General features: G+C 61.1%; 15 protein-coding genes. 9 read left to right on the top strand and 6 right to left on the bottom strand.

Annotated features, from left to right (window positions below; translation table 11 throughout):
* Window positions 1-56 precede the first annotated feature (56 nt).
* The gene (gene asnB / locus ACWUKX_RS19740; protein ID WP_456008530.1) at window positions 57-1,946 is read left to right on the top strand and encodes an asparagine synthase (glutamine-hydrolyzing); all 1,890 of its coding nucleotides are present in this window, start codon (window positions 57-59) and stop codon (window positions 1,944-1,946) included.
* Window positions 1,947-2,043: 97 nt separating this feature from the next.
* Here the strand turns inward: asnB and ACWUKX_RS19735 are convergent, their stop codons facing one another.
* The gene (locus ACWUKX_RS19735; RefSeq protein WP_456008529.1) at window positions 2,044-3,162 is read right to left on the bottom strand and encodes a glycosyltransferase family 4 protein; all 1,119 of its coding nucleotides are present in this window, start codon (window positions 3,160-3,162) and stop codon (window positions 2,044-2,046) included.
* A 152-nt stretch (window positions 3,163-3,314) separates the two neighbouring features.
* Between ACWUKX_RS19735 and ACWUKX_RS19730 the strand changes: the two genes are divergently transcribed.
* On the top strand, window positions 3,315-4,754 hold the full coding sequence (locus tag ACWUKX_RS19730) for a lipopolysaccharide biosynthesis protein (RefSeq protein WP_455837696.1): 1,440 nt from the start codon (window positions 3,315-3,317) through the stop codon (window positions 4,752-4,754).
* 94 nt (window positions 4,755-4,848) lie between these two features.
* Here the strand turns inward: ACWUKX_RS19730 and ACWUKX_RS19725 are convergent, their stop codons facing one another.
* From ACWUKX_RS19725 to wecB, 3 genes are read right to left on the bottom strand one after another with little or no spacing between them, the layout of a single operon-like run.
* Entirely contained in the window at window positions 4,849-5,652 is an 804-nt protein-coding gene (locus tag ACWUKX_RS19725; protein ID WP_095518845.1) for a WecB/TagA/CpsF family glycosyltransferase, read from the bottom strand.
* Window positions 5,649-6,986, bottom strand: coding sequence for a UDP-N-acetyl-D-mannosamine dehydrogenase (gene wecC, locus ACWUKX_RS19720; protein WP_456008528.1), 1,338 nt, complete (start codon window positions 6,984-6,986; stop codon window positions 5,649-5,651). The genes ACWUKX_RS19725 and wecC overlap by 4 nt, the downstream gene beginning before the upstream one ends.
* Entirely contained in the window at window positions 6,979-8,133 is a 1,155-nt protein-coding gene (wecB, locus tag ACWUKX_RS19715; RefSeq protein ID WP_456008527.1) for a non-hydrolyzing UDP-N-acetylglucosamine 2-epimerase, read from the bottom strand. The genes wecC and wecB overlap by 8 nt, the downstream gene beginning before the upstream one ends.
* A 200-nt stretch (window positions 8,134-8,333) precedes the next feature.
* Here wecB and ACWUKX_RS19710 point away from each other — a divergent pair, with 200 nt between their 5' ends.
* Window positions 8,334-9,776, top strand: coding sequence for a glucosamine inositolphosphorylceramide transferase family protein (locus ACWUKX_RS19710; RefSeq protein WP_456008526.1), 1,443 nt, complete (start codon window positions 8,334-8,336; stop codon window positions 9,774-9,776).
* Window positions 9,777-9,794: 18 nt separating this feature from the next.
* Here ACWUKX_RS19710 and ACWUKX_RS19705 read toward each other — a convergent pair whose 3' ends face one another.
* On the bottom strand, window positions 9,795-11,108 hold the full coding sequence (locus tag ACWUKX_RS19705; protein WP_456008525.1) for a VpsF family polysaccharide biosynthesis protein: 1,314 nt from the start codon (window positions 11,106-11,108) through the stop codon (window positions 9,795-9,797).
* Window positions 11,105-11,401, bottom strand: coding sequence for a hypothetical protein (locus ACWUKX_RS19700; RefSeq protein WP_456008524.1), 297 nt, complete (start codon window positions 11,399-11,401; stop codon window positions 11,105-11,107). The genes ACWUKX_RS19705 and ACWUKX_RS19700 overlap by 4 nt, the downstream gene beginning before the upstream one ends.
* Here ACWUKX_RS19700 and ACWUKX_RS19695 point away from each other — a divergent pair.
* From ACWUKX_RS19695 to ACWUKX_RS19670, 6 genes are all read left to right on the top strand, one after another.
* Entirely contained in the window at window positions 11,400-12,845 is a 1,446-nt protein-coding gene (locus tag ACWUKX_RS19695; protein ID WP_456008522.1) for a GumC family protein, read from the top strand. The genes ACWUKX_RS19700 and ACWUKX_RS19695 overlap by 2 nt on opposite strands.
* Before the next feature lie 8 nt (window positions 12,846-12,853).
* The gene (locus ACWUKX_RS19690) at window positions 12,854-13,960 is read left to right on the top strand and encodes a glycosyltransferase (RefSeq protein ID WP_456008520.1); all 1,107 of its coding nucleotides are present in this window, start codon (window positions 12,854-12,856) and stop codon (window positions 13,958-13,960) included.
* A 205-nt stretch (window positions 13,961-14,165) separates the two neighbouring features.
* On the top strand, window positions 14,166-15,398 hold the full coding sequence (gene uxuA, locus ACWUKX_RS19685; protein WP_456008519.1) for a mannonate dehydratase: 1,233 nt from the start codon (window positions 14,166-14,168) through the stop codon (window positions 15,396-15,398).
* Between the two features lie 259 nt (window positions 15,399-15,657).
* The gene (locus ACWUKX_RS19680) at window positions 15,658-16,635 is read left to right on the top strand and encodes a tripartite tricarboxylate transporter substrate-binding protein (protein WP_456008517.1); all 978 of its coding nucleotides are present in this window, start codon (window positions 15,658-15,660) and stop codon (window positions 16,633-16,635) included.
* Window positions 16,636-16,729: 94 nt separating this feature from the next.
* Window positions 16,730-17,203 carry a tripartite tricarboxylate transporter TctB family protein gene (locus ACWUKX_RS19675; RefSeq protein WP_456008515.1) on the top strand — a complete coding sequence of 158 codons (474 nt, stop codon included), beginning with the start codon at window positions 16,730-16,732 and terminating at the stop codon, window positions 17,201-17,203.
* Between the two features lie 10 nt (window positions 17,204-17,213).
* Complete coding sequence (locus ACWUKX_RS19670) at window positions 17,214-18,722, top strand: tripartite tricarboxylate transporter permease (protein WP_029350468.1); 1,509 nt, start codon at window positions 17,214-17,216, stop codon at window positions 18,720-18,722.
* The last annotated feature ends 1 nt before the right edge of the window (window position 18,723 follow it).

The raw sequence follows: 18,723 nt of genomic DNA, 5'->3' as shown, positions 1-18,723 counted from the left end.
TTTAATACATTCGTCGTAAACAGCGTCGCGAACACGCGGCGCCCAGGGAAGAGATGATGTGCGGAATTGCCGGCTGGATCGGGCCGAGAGTCAAGAACCCACAATATCGGGCCGCCGGAATGTCCAACGCATTGCGGCATCGTGGCCCCGATGCCGAAGGCACCGAGTTCTTGGACTTGAACACCGGCGGGAACCAATTGGCGTTGGTGCATCGCCGCCTGGCGATTATTGACTTAAACGCCGATTCAAATCAGCCGATGCATATCGACGACGGCCGTCTCAGAATTATTTTCAACGGCGAAATATACAACTATATCGAGTTGCGCCAGGAACTGATCGGCCTCGGTCATCATTTTCGAACGCGCTCCGATACCGAGGTGCTGCTCAGAGCTTATGATCAGTGGCACTTGTCCGTATTTGACCGATTGAGCGGCATGTTCGCTTTTGCGCTCTGGGATGCTCAGAGGCACGAATTGATCCTCGGCCGCGATCCCTTCGGCAAAAAGCCCCTTTACCTCATGGAAAGCGAAAAATTGCTGTCGTTTGCCTCGGAGATCAACGCGTTGTTGTCATCGCAGCCAAACGCGCAGCAGCTCGATCTGGACGCTGTGCACGAGTATCTGCGCTGGCGTTACGTGCCTGGACCGCGCACGCTTTTTAAACAAATCCGCAAACTCAACCCCGGAAGCTATGCCGTTTGGTCGCAAGGGACCGTGACGGAAACGCGCTATTATACGCCTCCAGATCAAACCGATCTGACCGAGGACATCGACGACGAAACCGCCAAGCGGCGATTTCTGGAACTGCTCGACCATTCCGTCGAGATCAGAATGCGCAGCGATGCACCCTTTGGCGCCTTTCTCTCCGGAGGCCTCGACTCGTCAGCGATCGTTGCCCTGATGACCAAGCACAGCGACAAGCCAATTCGTACATTTTCGGTCGGCTTCAGCGAACCGGCTTACAGTGAACTTCCATTCGCCCGACGCGTCGCCGATCATTTCAAGACCGATCATTGCGAACTGGTCATTGAGGCGGACGACCTGATTGACCACCTGCCCATGTTGATTCGCCATCTGGGGGCGCCTGTTTCACAAAGTTCGGACATTCCAATTTACCTGATGTCGGAGCGAGCCTCGCAGGACGTCAAGATGGTGCTCACAGGGGAAGGGGCAGACGAGATTCTCGGCGGGTATCCCAAACATCGCGCGGAGTCACTGGCTGGAATCTACCGGTCGCTCGTTCCAGCCTTGCTCCACAACAACGTCCTCGCCCCTCTGATACGCGCCATGCCTGGCGCATCGGCCAAGTTCGATACATTTGCCCGAAGCGCGGGCGAAACGGACTTTGCCACTCGGATGATCTCCTGGTTTGGGGCCATGACAGCGCGGGAACACGGTCGCCTCATCGGTGCGCCGGCCAATTGCCGCAATGAACGCAACGACTTCCCGTTCTCCTCAAGCGCGAAGGCATCCCATCTTCGCCGCGCGCTGTTTTTCGATCAGACATCGTGGTTGCCTGACAATCTCTTGGAACGAGGCGACCGGATGATGATGGCCGGTTCAATCGAAGGAAGAATGCCGTTCCTCGATCGCGATCTGGTTGCGTTCGTCAGCAAATTGCCCGATCGCTACAAGGTGGGTTGGCGGAAGGGTAAGCTGATCTTGCGCAACAGCATGGCCAACATGCTTCCTGAGGAAATTCTCAACCGCCGCAAGGTCGGGTTCAAGGTGCCCGTCGCCGAATGGTTTCGCGGGTCAATGAGGAACTACGTGGACGACCATCTTTGCTCCTCTCAGTCCGTCATTCGCAGCTATTTGAGCGCCAAACACCTTGATCAAATCGTCTCGGAGCATACCAGCGGTGCCGCAGACCACGAAAAGCTAATTTGGGCGCTGTTGAATTTGGAGATATTCCATCGCGAATTTGAGCTTGGAGCGCCGCAGTGACGCCAACGGGATCGATATTGCGCTCGACCCGTAGCTGCTCGTCTTAGGCTCACCTCGCGGCGCGCAAGCTCAGCGTCCACGTTTACATAGGATGGCGTCAGCGCTTGACCGATTGAGCTTTTAGCGCGACCGACCTCCAGACGTCGCAGATCGCGCCGACGAAAGGTACGAGCTCAAGCCGTTCCCGATGCACGGCCATCGCGGCAGCACCAAGCCTGGCTCTCAATGCCGGATTTTCGACCAGCCGTGTCAGCGCCTCGGTCAACGCCGCAACATCGCCGGGCGGCACCAGCAACCCGGATTGCTCGTTGGCGATGATGTCCTCCACGGCGCCGACAGGCGTCGTCACTACCGCGAGACCTGCAGCCATGCCTTCGATGACCGAGACGGGCAGATTTTCGGCAAAGGAGGGCAGCACCAGAATGTCCGCCGAAGCGATCAGCGAAGCGACCTCGTCAGGCCCGACCCAGCCAGGAAGGGTAACGCGCTCGGCAAGGCCCAGTTCGGCCGTTCTCATCCGTGCCGCCTCGACGTCGCCATCGCCGGCGATCGTGGCGCGCCAACTCTTGATCGGCTCCATGCAGTGCAGCGCATCCAGCAATTGCGGGACGCCCTTGCGGTCGCCGATGCGGCCAAGGAACAGGAGATGCACATGGTCGCCGCCACCGACATGCGCCAAGGATGGAACCGCCGTGGCGTTGGGAACGATGACAATCTTGTCGGCCGCCCCCGGTGCCCGGCTGGCGACGAAGTCGCGCCAAAGCCTGCCCAAGACGATCACCCGACCGGCACGCTCGAACAGAGCTTCGATGCGGCGGCTCATGAAACTGCGATCGTCTTTCCAGAATGTCTCATACTGCGCCCCATGCAAATGCAGGACATAGGGTATCGACAGCAGCCGTGCGCAGGCGGCGATCACCATCTTGCGATAGGTGCTGCCGGAAACCGATATGTTGATGTGAACGACATCGGCGCGCTTCGCCAAACGCGCCGCGAGCATCCGCAAGCAAAAGTCAAACATATAGAAGATCGAAAACGCGACATGCCCCGAGCCGCGGCTGGCAAAGAAGCGTACATCGATGTCGGCGATCTCCTGCCGCTCGAACTCCTGCTTCAGCGCCCCCATGATGCGGTCGATACCACCCTGCCCCGAAACGCCCGAAGGCGTCGCGACAAGGACATGGACTTTTTGATTGTGGACCGGACGCTGCAACATGACTCCATTCGGAACGACAAGGCAAAGGTTTCAAACAAGGTTTACGACGAATCCGTTAGTTCAAACTGAATCTGTTCACCCTATGCCGTCATCGCACTGGATTTTCCGCCGGTCGACGGTTAATCGAAGGTGAATTTTCCGGGGACAACTCTTTGCTGCTGCGCTCCACGCTCATCTATGCCCCGGCGATCCTGCTGACGCGGATTTCCGCGCTGCTCCTGCTGGTCATCGTGACGCGGCTGATCGATCAGACCGAGTATGGCCTGCTGACCCTGGTGGTGACCGTCGGCGAAATGACAGACGTTGCCGTCACCAACTGGCTGCGCATCGCTTTGCTCAGGCTTGGGGGCAAAGGCGACGTCAGCCGTGGCAGCCTGATGCTGGCCGGGCAGGTGTTGCTTGCCAGCACGGCCCTGGCGCTGATCATATCCGTGGCCGCCTCCGCAGTGATCGTGCCGGAGCGCTGGGTCGAGTTCGCGATCGCCGTCTGCAGCTACCTGATCGCCGGTTCCATCGGCCGCTTCGCGTTGACGGTGCTGCAGATGCAGCAGCGTCATTCGGTCTATTCGACCCTCGAGTTCCTGCGCGCCGTGCTGCAACTTGCGCTGCCGATCGGTGCCATCGTCATGTTTCAAGATTCGTTTCTAACGGTATCGCTCGGCTCGAGCCTCGGCGTGCTGATTGCCGGTATCGTGGCAGGCATCATGGCATCCCGACGCGTCGTTGCCGGTCCGCCACGCTTCACCCAAAAGGAGTTCTTCGTCCTCGGCGTGCCCCTGGTCATCATGGCGCTGGTAGGCTTCGGCCTGCACAGCGCCGAGCGTGTGTTCCTCAAGATCTATTACGATGCCGGCGCAGTGGCGATCTTCGCCGCAGCCTATGCACTGGCCCGCCAGCCCATTGATATGGTCGCCAATTCCATCAACATGGGCGCCTTTCCCGAGGTGGTCAGCCGGTTCGACGACGACGGTCCTGCGGCATCGGGCCAGCTGCTGTCGCAATTGATGGCCTTGATGATGCGCCTTTGCCTGCCGGTCGCAGCGATGCTGGTCGCACTCAGCAGCGATATCACGCAGCTCCTGCTGCCCTCCGAATATCACGGCCGTTTCGGCCTGCTCTTTCCGATCATCGCCTTCAGCGTGCTGTGTGCCAATCTCGCCAGCTTCGTCTATGGCACCGTGGTGCACGCGCACAAGCGGCCGTGGCTGCTGATCATCGCCAATTCCTTCGGCTCGGTGGCGACAATCGCACTGTCCGTGCTGTTGATCCCTCCGATGGCGGAGGTCGGCGCTGCTTTGGCGCTGGCGGGCGGATCGCTGGCAGGCCTTTTAGCCTGCATCATCATCAGCGAACGGCTCACGCCGGTGCCGGTGCCATGGCGCGACATCGGCGTTTCGATCGTCATTTCGGTCTGCACGGGGCTGGCCGCCAGTCTTGCCAGCGCTCTTCTCGGCGATATGCCGGCCATCTTCTCGCTCGTCGCGGGCGGCACCGCTGGCGCAGTGGTTTTCTTCGGGCTGACCTGGCTGTTCTATCCTGCCGCCGCGATGCAATTCATAGCTAAGCTGCGGGCGCGGCTACGGCTCGCATAGACCCGTGCCGTAGTCCTAGAAAAAGCGGTTCCGACTTCGGGCCAAGGCTGTAGCCCCAGGCGGCCGCCCGCTTGTTGGGGCAATCGTTACTTACTTATAGATCGACCTTTCGGCGTCCCCGACGGCCCCATAACTCCCGGCACAGCAGCGCTGCGTAGGCAGTGTTGGTGTCATAGTAGCGGCGCCACAAGCGTCGCGGCTCCTGTGCCACGCGAAACAACCACTCCAGACCGGCCGCTTGAACCAGTTTTGGCGCCCGGGCAACCTTGCCGCCATAGACGTCGAAACTGCCGCCCACGCCCATGACGAAACTCGGAGTGAGTTCGTCACGATAGCGCTTGAGAAAGCGCTCCTTGCGCGGCGTCGGCATCGCCACCAACAGGCAGTCGGCGCCCGAGGCGTTGATCGCCTCGACGATGCCGGCCTCGTCTTCCGGCTTGAAATAACCATTGCGCATGCCGGCGACGACGAGACCCGGATGATCCCTGGCAAGTCGCATTCTAACCGCATCGAGAACGGATTGTTCTGCGCCCAGGAGGAAGAGCCTGTAGCCCCGCGTGTCGCAGAGGCTCAGCAGATTGATCATGATGTCGACACCCGCTACTCGCTCCGGAAGCGCGACGCCGCAAAGACGCGCCCCCCAAAGCACGCCGATGCCGTCGACGTTGACTACATCCGCCGTTGCCACGTCCTCGTGCAGTTCGGCGTTGTTGCGCATGTTCACAAGCTTGGCGACATTCACGACCACATGATGCAGCGGCCGCCGCAGGGTCATCGCCTCATCGGCGATGGCCAGCGTTTCGGCCATGGTCAGCGCATGGATCGGCGCGCCAAGGAATTCCCGGCGCCGTGACGCCAATAGGCGATGCTGCGCCCATGCTGGGTCGTGCGCGTTCATGCGGCCTCCTCGGCACTTGCAGGAAGTGCTAGGTGTTCGAGCGCTGATTTCTTGCCTTCGATGCGGGCGTCGGGCTTGCGTGCTTTGCGCCAGGTCCACAAACCCCTTGTGTCGATGAGCTTCTTGTCCTTGAGCGCTTCGGGATCAACCAGATTAAACTGCCGATGGTCGACCAGCAGGACGACGATATCGCACTGGTCGATGGCGGAAAGCGCATCGGTAAAGACGATGCCTTTACCCTCGAGTTCATGCGGCAGCCTATTTGTGTTGGGTTCGGCCGCGATGATCTTCAGGTTGGGAATATCTGACAAAAGCTTCACCACCTCGACAGCCGGACTCTCGCGCATATCGTCGATATTGGCTTTGAAGCTGAGGCCAAGACAAGCGATCGTCTGCTTGCGGGAAGGATCGAGCAAGGCTTCTATATCTCTGACCACCGACAATGGACGCTCGGAATTGATCCGGCGTGCCGAAGCCATCAGCCGCGTGCTGTTAGGCGCGGCATCGATGATAAAATACGGATCGACCGCAATGCAGTGGCCGCCGACGCCCGGGCTCGGCTGCAGGATGTTCACGCGGGGATGCCGGTTAGCGAGATCGATCACCTCCCAAACGTTGAGCGACACATCCTGGCACACTGCCGCAAGCTCGTTGGCAAAGGCGATATTGACGTCGCGGAACGCGTTCTCGGTCAGCTTCACCAGTTCCGCGCTTTCGGCCTGGGTCGTGAACAGGTCGCCGGCAACAAAGGTCGAATAGAGTGCTGCGGTGCGTTCCGACGACTTGCGCGACAGTCCGCCGATCGACCGATCGTTGTTGATCAACTCGGTAAGGACCTTTCCCGGCAACACGCGCTCGGGCGAATAGGCGACCAGGACATCGGCGTCTTCGCCATGCACCAGAGGAAATTTGAGATCGGGCCGCAATTCGGCAAGCAGTCCCGTCATGATGCGCGTCGTGCCGACTGGCGATGTCGATTCCAGCACCACAAGGTCTCCCCGCTTCAGCACGGAGGCGATGCTTCGTGCCGCCGCGAGCACATAGCTCACGTCAGGCTTGTGGTCCTCGGTCATCGGGGTCGGCACTGCGATGACAAACGCGTCCGCCGGCTGCGGCGTACTGAATGCCCTAAGCTTGCCGTTGGCTACAACCTTCTGGATCAAACCATCGAGGTCCGGCTCGACGATGTGGATTTCGCCGCGATTGACCTTCTCGACCACCGCTTCGTTGACGTCGATACCAATGACGTCGAGCCCTCGACTGGCGAAGATGGCACAGGTCGGCAGGCCGATATAGCCCATGCCGATAACGGAAACGGTTTTGATCTCAGCCATGATGCAGCAATTCCTCAACGATCCGGTTACTGGCCCGGCCATCGCCATACGGGTTGTGTCGTTCCGCCATGCCGCGATAGGCATTCTGATCGTCGAGCAGGCTGTTGGCATTGGACAGGATTTTTTGGATATCGGTGCCGACGAGACGGGCGGTACCCGCCGCAATCCCCTCGGGCCGCTCGGTATTCTCGCGCATCACCAGCACCGGCTTGCCGAGCGATGGCGCTTCTTCCTGCACGCCGCCGCTATCGGTCAGCACCAGGTAGCTCTGCTTCTGCAGGAACAGGAACGGCAGATAGTCCTGCGGGTCGACCAGGTGGATATTCGGCACGCCACCCAGTTCTGCGTTGACCACCGAGCGCACGTTGGGATTGGGATGGACCGGATAGACGATCTGCACGTCCTCGCGCACCGCCAACCCTTTCAGCGCCGTGCAGATGCGATGGATGCCGCCGTCGAAATTCTCACGGCGATGGCCGGTGACCAGTATCATTTTCTTGGCGGGATCGAGGAACGGGAAATCGGCGGCGAGCTTGGCGCTCATCGACTTGTCGGCGTCGATCGCGCCGGAAAAATGCAACAGCGTGTCGATCACCGTGTTGCCGGTCACGAAGATGGTGTTCGCAGCCTTTCCTTCGGCGATGAGATTGTCGCGCGCCTGGATGGTCGGCGCGAAATGCCACGTCGCTATGTCGCCGGCAATCTTGCGGTTCAGTTCCTCTGGAAAGGGAGAGTTGATATCGTGGCTGCGCAATCCTGCCTCGATATGGGCTACCGGGATGCGTTTGTAGAAAGCAGCCAGAGCCGCAGTCATCGCCGTGGTCGTGTCGCCTTGCACGAGGACGATATCGGGCTTCGCCTTCTCCAGCACTTCGGCCATGCCCAGCAGCACGCGCGAGGTGACGTCGAACAATGTCTGGCCGGGCTGCATGATGTTGAGGTCGTGATGCACCGGCAGGCCGGTCAGTTCGATGACCTGGTCGACCATCTCGCGATGCTGGCCGGTGATGCATGTCTCGGTAACTAAACCCGGATGGGCAAGCGCGGCACGCACCACCGGAAAGCATTTGAGCGCCTCCGGCCTCGTGCCGAACACGATCAGCAATTTTTGCCTGACCGGCAGTTTCGGAGGTGAAAGGACGTTCATTGCTGATCCTGGTCGCCAGAAGGCGTCGCGACCTGCTGATTATTCGCCACAAGAGCTATACTAGCTGCAGAAGCCGCCTTCGTGACCTTAAATCTTAATATATGATTAACAGCCAAGCCCGCGTTCTCCCCGGTAACTCTTATGAAAGCCTAAACCGATAGGTATCCTGGCACAGTAGTCTTGAAAAAGAACATATTCGATTGACTAATATTTTAATTATCGGCCACACCATCGGATCTCGGCGCTGGGAAAATGAGCTCCTGGTACGGTTGAACGCAGCTAGTCACGTGGTTTCGAGCTGCCGCGCGCCGACGCCTGCGCCGATCGCACGCGGACTGGATATTGTGCTGGCGATGGAGAGCCGGCGCTTCGGTCCCTCATTGGCAGGCCGCTCCGAGCCGTTGCCGTCTGGCGGTTCTGGTCCAGCGGACCTCGTAATCGATCTCACCGGCACTGCCGCTCGACGAGGCACGCCTGTCCTGACGCTCGAATTTTGCGGCCACAGCACCTTCCCCGCCGGTGTGGCCGAGATGCTGGTGAGCGGGCGATTGCCCGAACTTGCCGTTCGCCTCGACGGCGTCACAGTCGCCAAGGGGCGACCGATGATCAGCGACCGGCTCTGGCTATCTCGCAGCTGCAACGACCTGCTCGCTGGGGCCATCTCGCTGGTTGTGCAAAGCGTCGCCCGTTTTTCCGCGGGCGAACTTGTGCCAGTTGTCGATAACCCGGCACCGATCCTAAGGAACGGCGGTTTTGTCCGGCATTATCTGCCCTTTTTCTGCGGGGGGTTGGTCGATCGCGCTGTGCAAAAACTCAGACTTGGAAGGCGCCCCTTTTATTGGCAGGTCGCCTATCGGCTGATCGACGGGTCAGGTGTCGCCGAAACCGGGCAACTTGACGGTAAGCCGTTCACCGTCCTCCCCGACGATGGCCAGCGATTCTATGCCGATCCATTCGTCCTCGAGCGGGATGGCCGCCACTATCTGTTTGTAGAGGAATTTCCCTACGCTACGGGTCGCGGCGTGATTTCTGTCGCCGAGCTGGGCGAAGATGGCACCTTCGGTGTGCCGAGGGTGGTACTGGAGGAAATGCACCACCTGTCGTATCCGCAGGTGTTCGCTCAGGCCGGCGAGATTTTCATGATTCCGGAAAGTGGGGCGGCGCGCGAGCTTGTGCTCTACCGCGCCGCGCAGTTTCCGGATCGCTGGGTACGCGACACCGTGCTGATGACGGACAAGGATTTCAATGACGCCACGCTGCTCGAATTGGATGGGCGCTTCTGGCTGTTGGGGACGGAGCGGTTCGGTTACGGCAGCGCGTCGGATACGATGACGGTCTATTCCGCACCCTCGCTGCGCGGGCCGTGGGTAGCGCATGCGCTCAATCCCATCGCCGTCGATCACTCGGCCGCTCGGCCCGGCGGCGCCTTTATTCGCCAGGGTGACGCCGTAGTTCTGCCGGTTCAAAACGGGTCGAAAGCCTATGGCGGCGGTCTCGGGTTGATGCGGCTGGATAGGCTTGACGATTTCGACGTCCGTTTTGCGCCGCCCCGCCCGATCGGCCCGGGGCCGGCATGGGCCCGCACGGGCATTCACACGCTTAATCGCGCAGGCAACGTCGAGGTTGTGGATAGCGCCGGCTGACGCGTCTGGAGCCTGTGCTTATCCGAGCCGATCCGGTTTCGGCTCGGATGCAGCCGCAGCCGACGATGTGCTCTTCGGCCGGTTCCTATACGGCGCGTTTCTATAGGCAAGCAGCAGCACCACGATAATTGCGATCTCCGGCGATTTTGACGAGAGCGCGTTGTTCGACAGCGCAGCAAGCAGGAACGTCATGGTGCCGATCCATGCCGGCAGCGGCGCCGCGCGCAGCAGCCGAAAAATGAACCAGAATACCAGCATGATGAAGAGCACGGCTATGGGCAAGCCGAAGAGCATGATGATGACCACCGGCGCGCTCTCGATGTAGGGCAGATGCAGCTTCTCGTTGACGATCGCCAGCAGGTCGTCGACGTTCATGCCAAACAGGATGTCTTTCCAGCTAACAAGTCCGAACACCTGGTAGATCGTCACCCGAGCCATGAAATTTTCGTCAAAGATCGTGTTGCCGAATCGGTTCAGCAGTCCGCCCGAAAACAGTATGGCCACCAGCACTGCGCCGGCCGCCAGGGCGAACAGCAGCACGACTGACTTGGCCTGCCGCTGATGCTTGAGGGTCAGGCGCGGCCAAGGCACGAACATCAGCAGAATGAGGGTTTCTCCGGCCGCTAGCAACAGGGCGGCGCGAGCGCCTGACGCAGCACAACCGACGAGCAATACGAAGATCGCCAGCACCCGCACCCATATGCGCCAGCGCGTCAGTGGTACGAATCCGATGACCGTGGCGCAGAGCGCGCCTAGGGCCAACGGGTGCGCCGATAGCCCGATTGGCCTGAACTGCAGTTCGTTGAGACCGTAAGGCAGAAATCGTTGTTGAGTCACCGCTTCGATGGTGCCCATCACGGCACTGAGGATCACCATTCCAAGCATGACGTCGCCCAACGCCCGCCGTACTTCCGCGTTCAAGGCCAGCATCAACAGGCCTGCGGCGCCCGCCACCAGATAGGTATCGATGATGAACCCTGAGGAGCCCGCACGGCCGGTGATGAACAGATACGGCACCAGCGCGAAAATCAGCGCAGAATAGAGCAGCAAAGCCTTGAAGATTCCAATTTCGTCGCCCTGCAGCAGAAACGGCCGGCTGAAAAGAACGAATGGAAGCAGCAGAAAGATAGCATAGGTGCCGAAATGCAGTTTTTCGTAGAATGAACCACCGTCGGCCGTATAGTCGACGACCATGTTCATAATCTGCGGTGAAACCGTGAAGCGGAGCAGGAACGCCAACGCAGCGCATAGGAAAAACAGAATCGACAGCGCGTTCTGACGGCGCGCCTGGCTGGACAGCAATCGTTCCGATGCGGCAGCGGGATAGCTCATGGCCCATCCAAATGCGGGTATTCAAGCGGCATTCTGGCCAACGAGATCCATTCAAGGGACCGCCGAACGGACGCGGCGTGTGACTCGGCAAAATATGCCAACTTGGAAAATGAGATGTTAACGATCTTTCTGTAGTGCTGGCCCGCGTAGCGAATAACAAGAGTTAGCACCATGTCCGCCGCTTCCGGCACAACCCCTCCCTCTGCAGCGGATTCCGATATCAGCGCACTCGAGCGGATCGCCAATGCACGGCGCGCCAGCAGGGCAAGGCTGCAACAGGATGCCCCAGTCATGGCACGCACCTCCGCCCCTGTCACTCCGCACACGCCCGAGCCTGTCCCGACGGTGACGCTCGACAAGATCGGCGATTTCCTTGAGCTCGATTTTCGACGCCTGTTTGTCTGGCTGCGTGCCGGGCTCGTCTTGGCATTGATGCTGGCAGTGGCCGGCGGCGTCATCGGCGCCGCCTACGGGTTGCTGAGCAAACAGCGTTATACCGTTACGACAGAAATCCTCATCAATCCTGCCAATTTGCAGGTTGTGGAAAACGATCTCTACTCGCAGCCGGGCCAGGTCGACAGCCAAATACTTAACGCGCGCAGCAAGCAGCGCATCTTGACCTCGGGCAACGTGCTTGCACGGGTAGTGGACGAACTCGGTCTAGCCAGGGATCCGGAGTTTTTCGACCCGGACCAGAGCTCCTTCACGTCTGGTGCTGCAGCGAGTGGCGCCAAGTCCGATCCGAAGCTTATCGCCCAGAAAAGCCTGGCGGAGCGGGTCAGCGTCGCTGCAGATGAAACGTCGTTCGTCACAACCCTCTCGGTATCGGCAGAAACCACCGGCAAGGCGATCCTGATCTCGCAAGCCATAGTGAAGGCTTTCCAGGACGAACTGGCCAAGGCCGAAGCTGCTGGTGCCAGCCGTGCCGCAGCTGCTCTTGAGGGCCGGCTCGGCCAACTCAAGCGCGACGTGCAGGCGGCCGAAGAGAAGGTCGAGAGCTACAGGCGCAGTCACAACCTGTCCTCCAGCAATGGCCAGCTTGTCAGTTCGCAGACGATGACGCAGCTCAATAGTGAAATTGGAGAGGCGCAATCGCGCGTCATCGCAGCGCAGGCAAGTTACGACGCCTTGGTTGCCGCCGGTGTCAATGGAGCCAATCCTGACCCCGCGGTTTCGGCAGCACTCGCAGCACTGCGCGACAAGGCAAATAGCCTGCGGCAGCAAATCGATTCACAATCCATGACCTTTGGTCCGCGCCACCCGACGATTGTCCGGCTTAGGACAGAATTCGAGACCGTCAGTTCTCAACTCAGGGCAGAGTTCGCCCGCACGGTCGGCACCGCAAAAGCCAACCTGGATAAGGCCAACGCCTCATTGGCTTCTCTCAGCGCCAAAATGAACGATCTGAAGAACAATGTTTTCACCGACAGCGAGTCCCAGGTCGCCCTGCGTGAACTTGAACGCGACGCCGCCTCGAGGAGGGCGGTCTATGAAAGCTTCCTGTCTCGCTCGCGCCAAATCACCGAGCGCGAGCAGATCGACACCACGAATGTACAGGTGATTTCCACCGCCGTGCCGCCACCGGGACGCTCGTGGCCGCCCCGCACCCCCCTGATGGCAGGCCTGGGAGCTTTCGCCGGCTTTGCGCTGGGCATGCTGCTGGCCATTGCCATGGGCATCGTTCGCGACATGCGCCAGCCGACGAACCGATCAGGCATCGACGTCAGCCGAGCCTGAATCCAGGCATGGCGAAGCGCATTGTTTTTCACATTGCCAGTCTCAGGGGCGGCGGCGCCGAGCGTGTCTTCGTCCTCATGGCAAATGAATTGGCATCACGTGGCCACGATGTCACACTTTTTACCTGGAACGCTGAAGGACCCAACGCCGCGCTGCGCTCCCCCGCGGTGCATCTTGTCGATTTCGACCTTCCCATCCGGGGCGAGGGTTACGGCAAGTGGGAGACGCTGAAAGGCATCGTGCGAAGCGCACGTTTGTTCAGCCGCCTTGGTCCGCATGCGGTCTATAGCGCCCCCGAATTTGCCAATCTGGTCGTGGCGCTGGCGCTTCTCTTGGCGCGAAGCCGAGCGCGGTTCTTTCCAAGCTTCCACGCGGCGGCCTCACTGCCTTCCAGCAGCCTCGGCGCGAGAATAGCGGTCTGGTTTTCCGCGTTGGTTGCAGCGCGCGCAACCAAAGCCATCGCCGTCTCAGTGGGTGTCGGCCGCGACATTGCGGCCCGCGGCTTTCCCAAATCCAAGGTTGTCGTCATCAACAATCCGCTGCCACCGGCTGCGGCGCTCCAGCAAGATTCCTATACATGGCAGACAAAGCTGGCGACGATGGGCGATGGCCCGGTCATCGCCACCGCCGGGCGCCTGGTGCCGGTCAAGGATCATCGGACCTTGCTCCGGGCCTTCGCTATCCTGCGCGCCGGCCGCCGCGCTCGGCTTGTAATCTTCGGCGAAGGTCCGCTGGCTGCCGAGTTGCGCACCTATGCCCAGGAATCCGGTACCGCCGCCGATGTGCTCTTTGCCGGCTACGTCAACGATCCCGCGGCCTGTTATGCCGCAGCCGATCTGTTCGTCCTTTCCTCGACGAGCGAGGGCTTCGGCAATGTGCTGGTCGAGGCCATGGCTGCTGGCGTTCCCGTAGTCTCCACAGATGCGCCGCATGGCCCGCGCGAGATTCTCGGTGACGGTCGTTTCGGCGCCTTGGTGCCGGTCGGCGATGCCGCGGCCCTGGCAAAGGCGATGGCTGAGATGCTGGACCACCCCACTTCTGTCGCCCTCCTGAAGAGCAGAGCAGCGGATTTCGAAGTTGAAAAGATCGGAGATCTATACGAAGCGCTGCTCTAGCCAGGAACTTCGCGCTGGCGTTCGTTGAGGCAGCCGCTATCGCCATTCGCGTCGTTGGAGCATCGCCGTTGGCCTCCCGGGCAGGATGGGTGTCAGATACATCGGAATTTGATAGCAGCCCACGAAGAGGAGCAGCGGGTCGGTCACCGCGGCGGGATGCGCGGGCGTAGGACCGCATGGCGATCCTTTTTAACGGAGTGTTCGAATGAGACATGTGTGGCGTTGGTTCGGCCCGGTCGACAAGGTGACGGTCGCGGATGCGCGTCAGGCCGGGGCGCAAGGCATCGTCACGGCGCTTCACCACGTTCCTCACGGCGCCGTCTGGCTGCCCGCCGAAATCGAACGACGTCAGCGCGAAGTCGCGTCTTTGCCGGATGGAAGCGCAAGCGATCTGAACTGGGAGATTGTCGAAAGCCTGCCGGTTTCCGAAGCGATCAAGACGCAGGTCGGCGAGTGGCGCAGCCATATTGCCAACTACAGGACATCGCTGGAAAACCTGGCGCGGGCCGGCATTTCGGTCATCTGCTACAATTTCATGCCCGTGCTCGATTGGACCCGCACCGATCTTGCCTGGCGCCTGCCGCATGGCGGCACCACCATGCGCTTCGATCTGATCGACTTCGCCGTATTCGACATCCATATCCTGAAACGCCAAGCGGCGCTCGGCGATTACACACCGGAGATCGTCTCCGAGGCGGAGCGGCGATACGCGCAGATGGATGACCGCGCGCGGAAGATTCTGGCAAGAAGCGTCAATTCCGGTCTGCCCGGCTCGACCGAAGACACGTCGCTAGATGGTCTCGCGGCTCAATTGTCAAATTATGACCACATCGACGCAACAACCCTGCGCCGGCATTTCGTCGATTTCCTGGCGGAGGTCGTGCCTACGGCCGAACGCCTCGGCCTGCGTCTCTGCTGCCACCCGGATGATCCGCCGTTTCCGCTGCTCGGCCTGCCGCGCGTCATGTCGACCGAGGCCGACTACAGGTACATTCTGGACGCAATCGACAGCCCGGCCAATGGGGCGACACTGTGCACGGGATCGCTCGGCGCAAGACCGGACAATGATCTGCCCGGCATGATCGAGCGGATAGGGCCCAAAATCCACTTTGCGCATCTGCGCAATGTGCGCAAGGAAGCAGCCGGCACCCCCTGCTCGTTCCACGAGGACGAGCATCTTGCCGGCGACACCGACATGGTGGCGGTGGTGGCTGCGCTGCTTCACGAGGAAGCGCGGCGTAAGAAGGAAGGACGCCCGGACGCGGTCATCCCGATGCGCCCCGACCATGGCCAGGACATCCTCGATGACCTGACGCGTGGCGCCCAGCCCGGCTATCCGGCCATCGGTCGGCTCAAGGGATTGGCCGAACTCCGCGGCGTCGAACATGCCATTCGCAACTCGGCATCATGCAAGCGGATCTCCACCTCTACCCCATAGTCTGGAGAAGGGCGCAGGGCGGTTCGCAACCGGTGCTCGTTAAATTTGCCATCAGCCTCGACCACTGGGCGTTCCGCGGCCCGCCTCCGGCTCGATGGCACCTTTCCACCTTATTGCGCGGACTTGTGTATAATAGCAGTTTGCGGTTTGAGTCCGATTGCAATCCGCTAGCTTGCGCTAGTTATTGCTCCATCCGCAGCCGGTGTTGAGAGGAACTCTAGGCAACGGTTGGGAATTTATATCCTGGGAGGAAATCACGATGAGAAAATTCGCCGCCGCTCTGGCCGCCGCCGCAGCCGTCACGCTTTATCCGTTCGCTGCGGGCGCGCAAACCTATCCCGAACGCACCATCACTGTCGTGGTGCCGTTTTCGGCCGGCGGCCCGACCGACACGGTCACGCGCCTCGTCGCGGAAGCCATGTCGAAGGATCTCGGCCAGCAGATCATCGTCGAGAATGTCGGCGGCGCCGGCGGCACACTGGGCGCCGGTCGCGTCGCGAACGCCGAGCCGGACGGCTATACGCTGCTCCTCCACCACATCGGTATGGCGACAAGCGCCACGCTGTACCGAAAGCTCGCATACGACACGCTGAACAGCTTCGAATATGTCGGCCTCGTCACCGAGGTGCCGATGACCATCGTCGGCCGCAAGGACCTCGAGCCGACCGATCTGAAGGGGCTGGTCGACTACGCCAAGGCCAACAAGGATACCGTCACCGTTGCCAATGCCGGTATAGGCGCGGCCTCGCATCTGTGCGGTATGCTGTTCATGAGTGCGATCGGCACCCCGCTGGTCACCGTGCCCTACAAGGGCACCGGGCCGGCCATGACCGACCTTCTCGGCGGTCAGGTCGATATCATGTGCGATCAGACGACCAATACCACCAAGCAGATCCAGGGCGGCACGATCAAGGCCTACGCCGTGACCTCGCCGGAACGCCTCGATGTTCTGCCGGATGTCCCGACGACCACGGAAGCCGGTCTCCCTCAGGTGCAGGTCGGCATCTGGCATGGCCTCTACGCGCCCAAGGGCACGCCTGCCGAGGTTACCGTGCGCCTGTCGAAATCGCTTCAGGTCGCACTGAAGGACCCGAACGTCGCCGCCCGCTTCGCCGAGCTCGGCACCAAGCCGTCGTCCGACGCCGACGCGACGCCGGCCGCGCTGAAGGCCAAGCTGGAAGGCGAGATCGCGCGCTGGAAGCCGATCATCGAAGCCGCCGGCCAGTACGCCGACTGAGGTTCGAAACGGGGCGCCACCAGCGCCCCGTTTTCGCTTCGGCCGCGTTTTCGCACTGCACCGGCGCGCCCGCGGCGCGGGCCTGGAGGACGACATGAAACCTTTCGCAATCGACACGACCAACGGCATCTGCGCCGCGCTGTTCATCTTCCTCGGCGGATTTTTCGCGCTGCAGTCGCTCGGCCTCGAAATCGGCACTGCTTTCCGCATGGGACCGGGCTATTTCCCGCTGGTCCTGGCGATCGTGCTGATCCTGCTCGGCGCCGTCATCCTCATCCAGGCGGTGCGCTTTGAGAGCGAGCCAATCGGGCATATAGCCTGGCGCGGCATGCTGTTCATCCTCCCTGCTCCGATCTTCTTCGGCCTGACCGTTCGCGGCCTCGGCTTCATCCCCTCGATCTTCCTGACGGCGCTGATCGCATCCTTTGCCAGCGGCCGCATGAGGCCGCTGACCGCGGTCGTGCTGTCCGCCGGCCTGACGCTGTTTGCGTTCCTCGTCTTCAGCTATGCGCTCGGCCTGCCGTTCCGGCGCTTCGGCCCGTGGCTGCCCTCATGGCTGGTACTGTGAAGGGCTGAACATGGAACTCCTCGACAACCTCGCGCTTGGCTTTTCGACGGCCACGTCGCTGGCAAACCTCGGTTTCTGTCTGATCGGCGTCCTTCTCGGCACGCTGATCGGCGTCCTGCCAGGCATCGGCGCCACCGCGACCATCGCCATGCTGTTGCCGATCACCTTCCAGATCGGCGACCCGGTCTCCTCCCTGATCATGCTCGCCGGCATCTATTACGGCGCGCAATATGGCGGCTCGACCACCGCCATTCTCATCAACATGCCCGGCGAATCCTCGTCAGCCGTCACTGCAATCGACGGCTACCAGATGGCCAAGAACGGCCGCGCCGGTGCGGCACTCGCCATCGCGGCAATTGGCTCGTTCTTCGCCGGCACGGTGTCTACTTTCCTCGTCGCCATCTTTGCCCCGCCGCTGACGGCGATCGCGCTGCAATTCGGCGCAGCCGAGTATTTTTCGCTGATGATCGTCGGCCTTGTCTCGTCCGTCGCGCTCGCCCACGGCTCGATTGTCAAGGCGCTGGCAATGGTGGTGCTCGGCCTGCTGCTCGGCATTGTCGGCACCGACATCTACACCGGCACACCGCGCTTCACGCTCGGCATCCGCGAATATGCCGACGGGCTGAATTTCGTCGCGGTGGCGGTCGGCGTCTTCGGCGTCGCCGAGATACTGCGCAACCTCGAAAACGAGCACGAGCGCTCCGTGCTGATCCGAAGGGTCTCCGGCCTGATGCCGACCCGCGAGGACTTTCGACGCATGGCGGCGCCCATCGTGCGCGGAACGATCATCGGTTCGGCGCTCGGCATCCTGCCGGGAGGCGGTGCGATCCTTGCAGCCTTTGCCTCCTACACGGTCGAAAAGCGCGTATCGAAAAACCCGGGGGAATTCGGTAAAGGCGCCGTCGAAGGCGTCGCCGGACCGGAATCGGCCAACAATGCCGGCGCGCAGACCTCCTTCATCCCGATGCTGACGCTCGGCATTCCGGCCAACCCGGTGATGGCGCTGATGATCGGCGCGATGATCATCCAGGGCATCGTGCCCGGCCCCAATGTAGCGATCGAACAGCCGGCGCTGTTTTGGGGCATCATCGCCTCGATGTGGATCGGCAATCTGATGCTGATCATCTTGAACCTGCCGCTGATCGGGCTTTGGGTTAAACTCCTGACGATCCCCTATTACGTGCTCTTCCCGATCATCATGGCGTTCTGCTCGATCGGCGTTTATAGCGTCAACACCAACGTCTACGACCTCTACGCCGTCGCCTTCTTCGGCTTCCTCGGCTACCTCCTGACCAAGCTGCGCTGCGAACCCGCGCCGCTGCTGCTCGGCTTCGTGCTCGGGCCGCTGCTCGAGGAAAACCTGCGCCGCGCCATGATTCTCGCGCGCGGCGACCCGAGCACCTTCGTGACGAGGCCGATCAGCGCCGGCCTGCTCTTCATCGCGCTCGCCGTGCTCGTCATCGTCTTCCTGCCGGCGGTCAAGAAGAAGCGCGAAGAGGTGTTCGTGGAGGAGAATTAGC

Source organism: Mesorhizobium sp. f-mel, from assembly GCF_053850215.1.
This window is presented reverse-complemented; position numbering and strand designations above follow the sequence as displayed.

What these genes read in the sequence shown, in the direction of transcription:
- ACWUKX_RS19725 (WP_095518845.1), bottom strand. Translation starts at nt 5,652, where the DNA reads ATGAACGCGCACGACCCAGCATGGGCGCAGCATCGCCTATTGGCGTCA.
- wecB (WP_456008527.1), bottom strand. Translation starts at nt 8,133, where the DNA reads ATGAACGTCCTTTCACCTCCGAAACTGCCGGTCAGGCAAAAATTGCTG.
- ACWUKX_RS19695 (WP_456008522.1), top strand. Translation starts at nt 11,400, where the DNA reads ATGGCACGCACCTCCGCCCCTGTCACTCCGCACACGCCCGAGCCTGTC.
- ACWUKX_RS19670 (WP_029350468.1), top strand. Translation starts at nt 17,214, where the DNA reads ATGGAACTCCTCGACAACCTCGCGCTTGGCTTTTCGACGGCCACGTCG.
- ACWUKX_RS19705 (WP_456008525.1), bottom strand. Translation starts at nt 11,108, where the DNA reads ATGAGCTATCCCGCTGCCGCATCGGAACGATTGCTGTCCAGCCAGGCG.
- ACWUKX_RS19690 (WP_456008520.1), top strand. Translation starts at nt 12,854, where the DNA reads ATGGCGAAGCGCATTGTTTTTCACATTGCCAGTCTCAGGGGCGGCGGC.
- asnB (WP_456008530.1), top strand. Translation starts at nt 57, where the DNA reads ATGTGCGGAATTGCCGGCTGGATCGGGCCGAGAGTCAAGAACCCACAA.
- uxuA (WP_456008519.1), top strand. Translation starts at nt 14,166, where the DNA reads ATGAGACATGTGTGGCGTTGGTTCGGCCCGGTCGACAAGGTGACGGTC.
- ACWUKX_RS19735 (WP_456008529.1), bottom strand. Translation starts at nt 3,162, where the DNA reads ATGTTGCAGCGTCCGGTCCACAATCAAAAAGTCCATGTCCTTGTCGCG.
- ACWUKX_RS19700 (WP_456008524.1), bottom strand. Translation starts at nt 11,401, where the DNA reads ATGACTGGGGCATCCTGTTGCAGCCTTGCCCTGCTGGCGCGCCGTGCA.
- wecC (WP_456008528.1), bottom strand. Translation starts at nt 6,986, where the DNA reads ATGGCTGAGATCAAAACCGTTTCCGTTATCGGCATGGGCTATATCGGC.
- ACWUKX_RS19680 (WP_456008517.1), top strand. Translation starts at nt 15,658, where the DNA reads ATGAGAAAATTCGCCGCCGCTCTGGCCGCCGCCGCAGCCGTCACGCTT.
- ACWUKX_RS19675 (WP_456008515.1), top strand. Translation starts at nt 16,730, where the DNA reads ATGAAACCTTTCGCAATCGACACGACCAACGGCATCTGCGCCGCGCTG.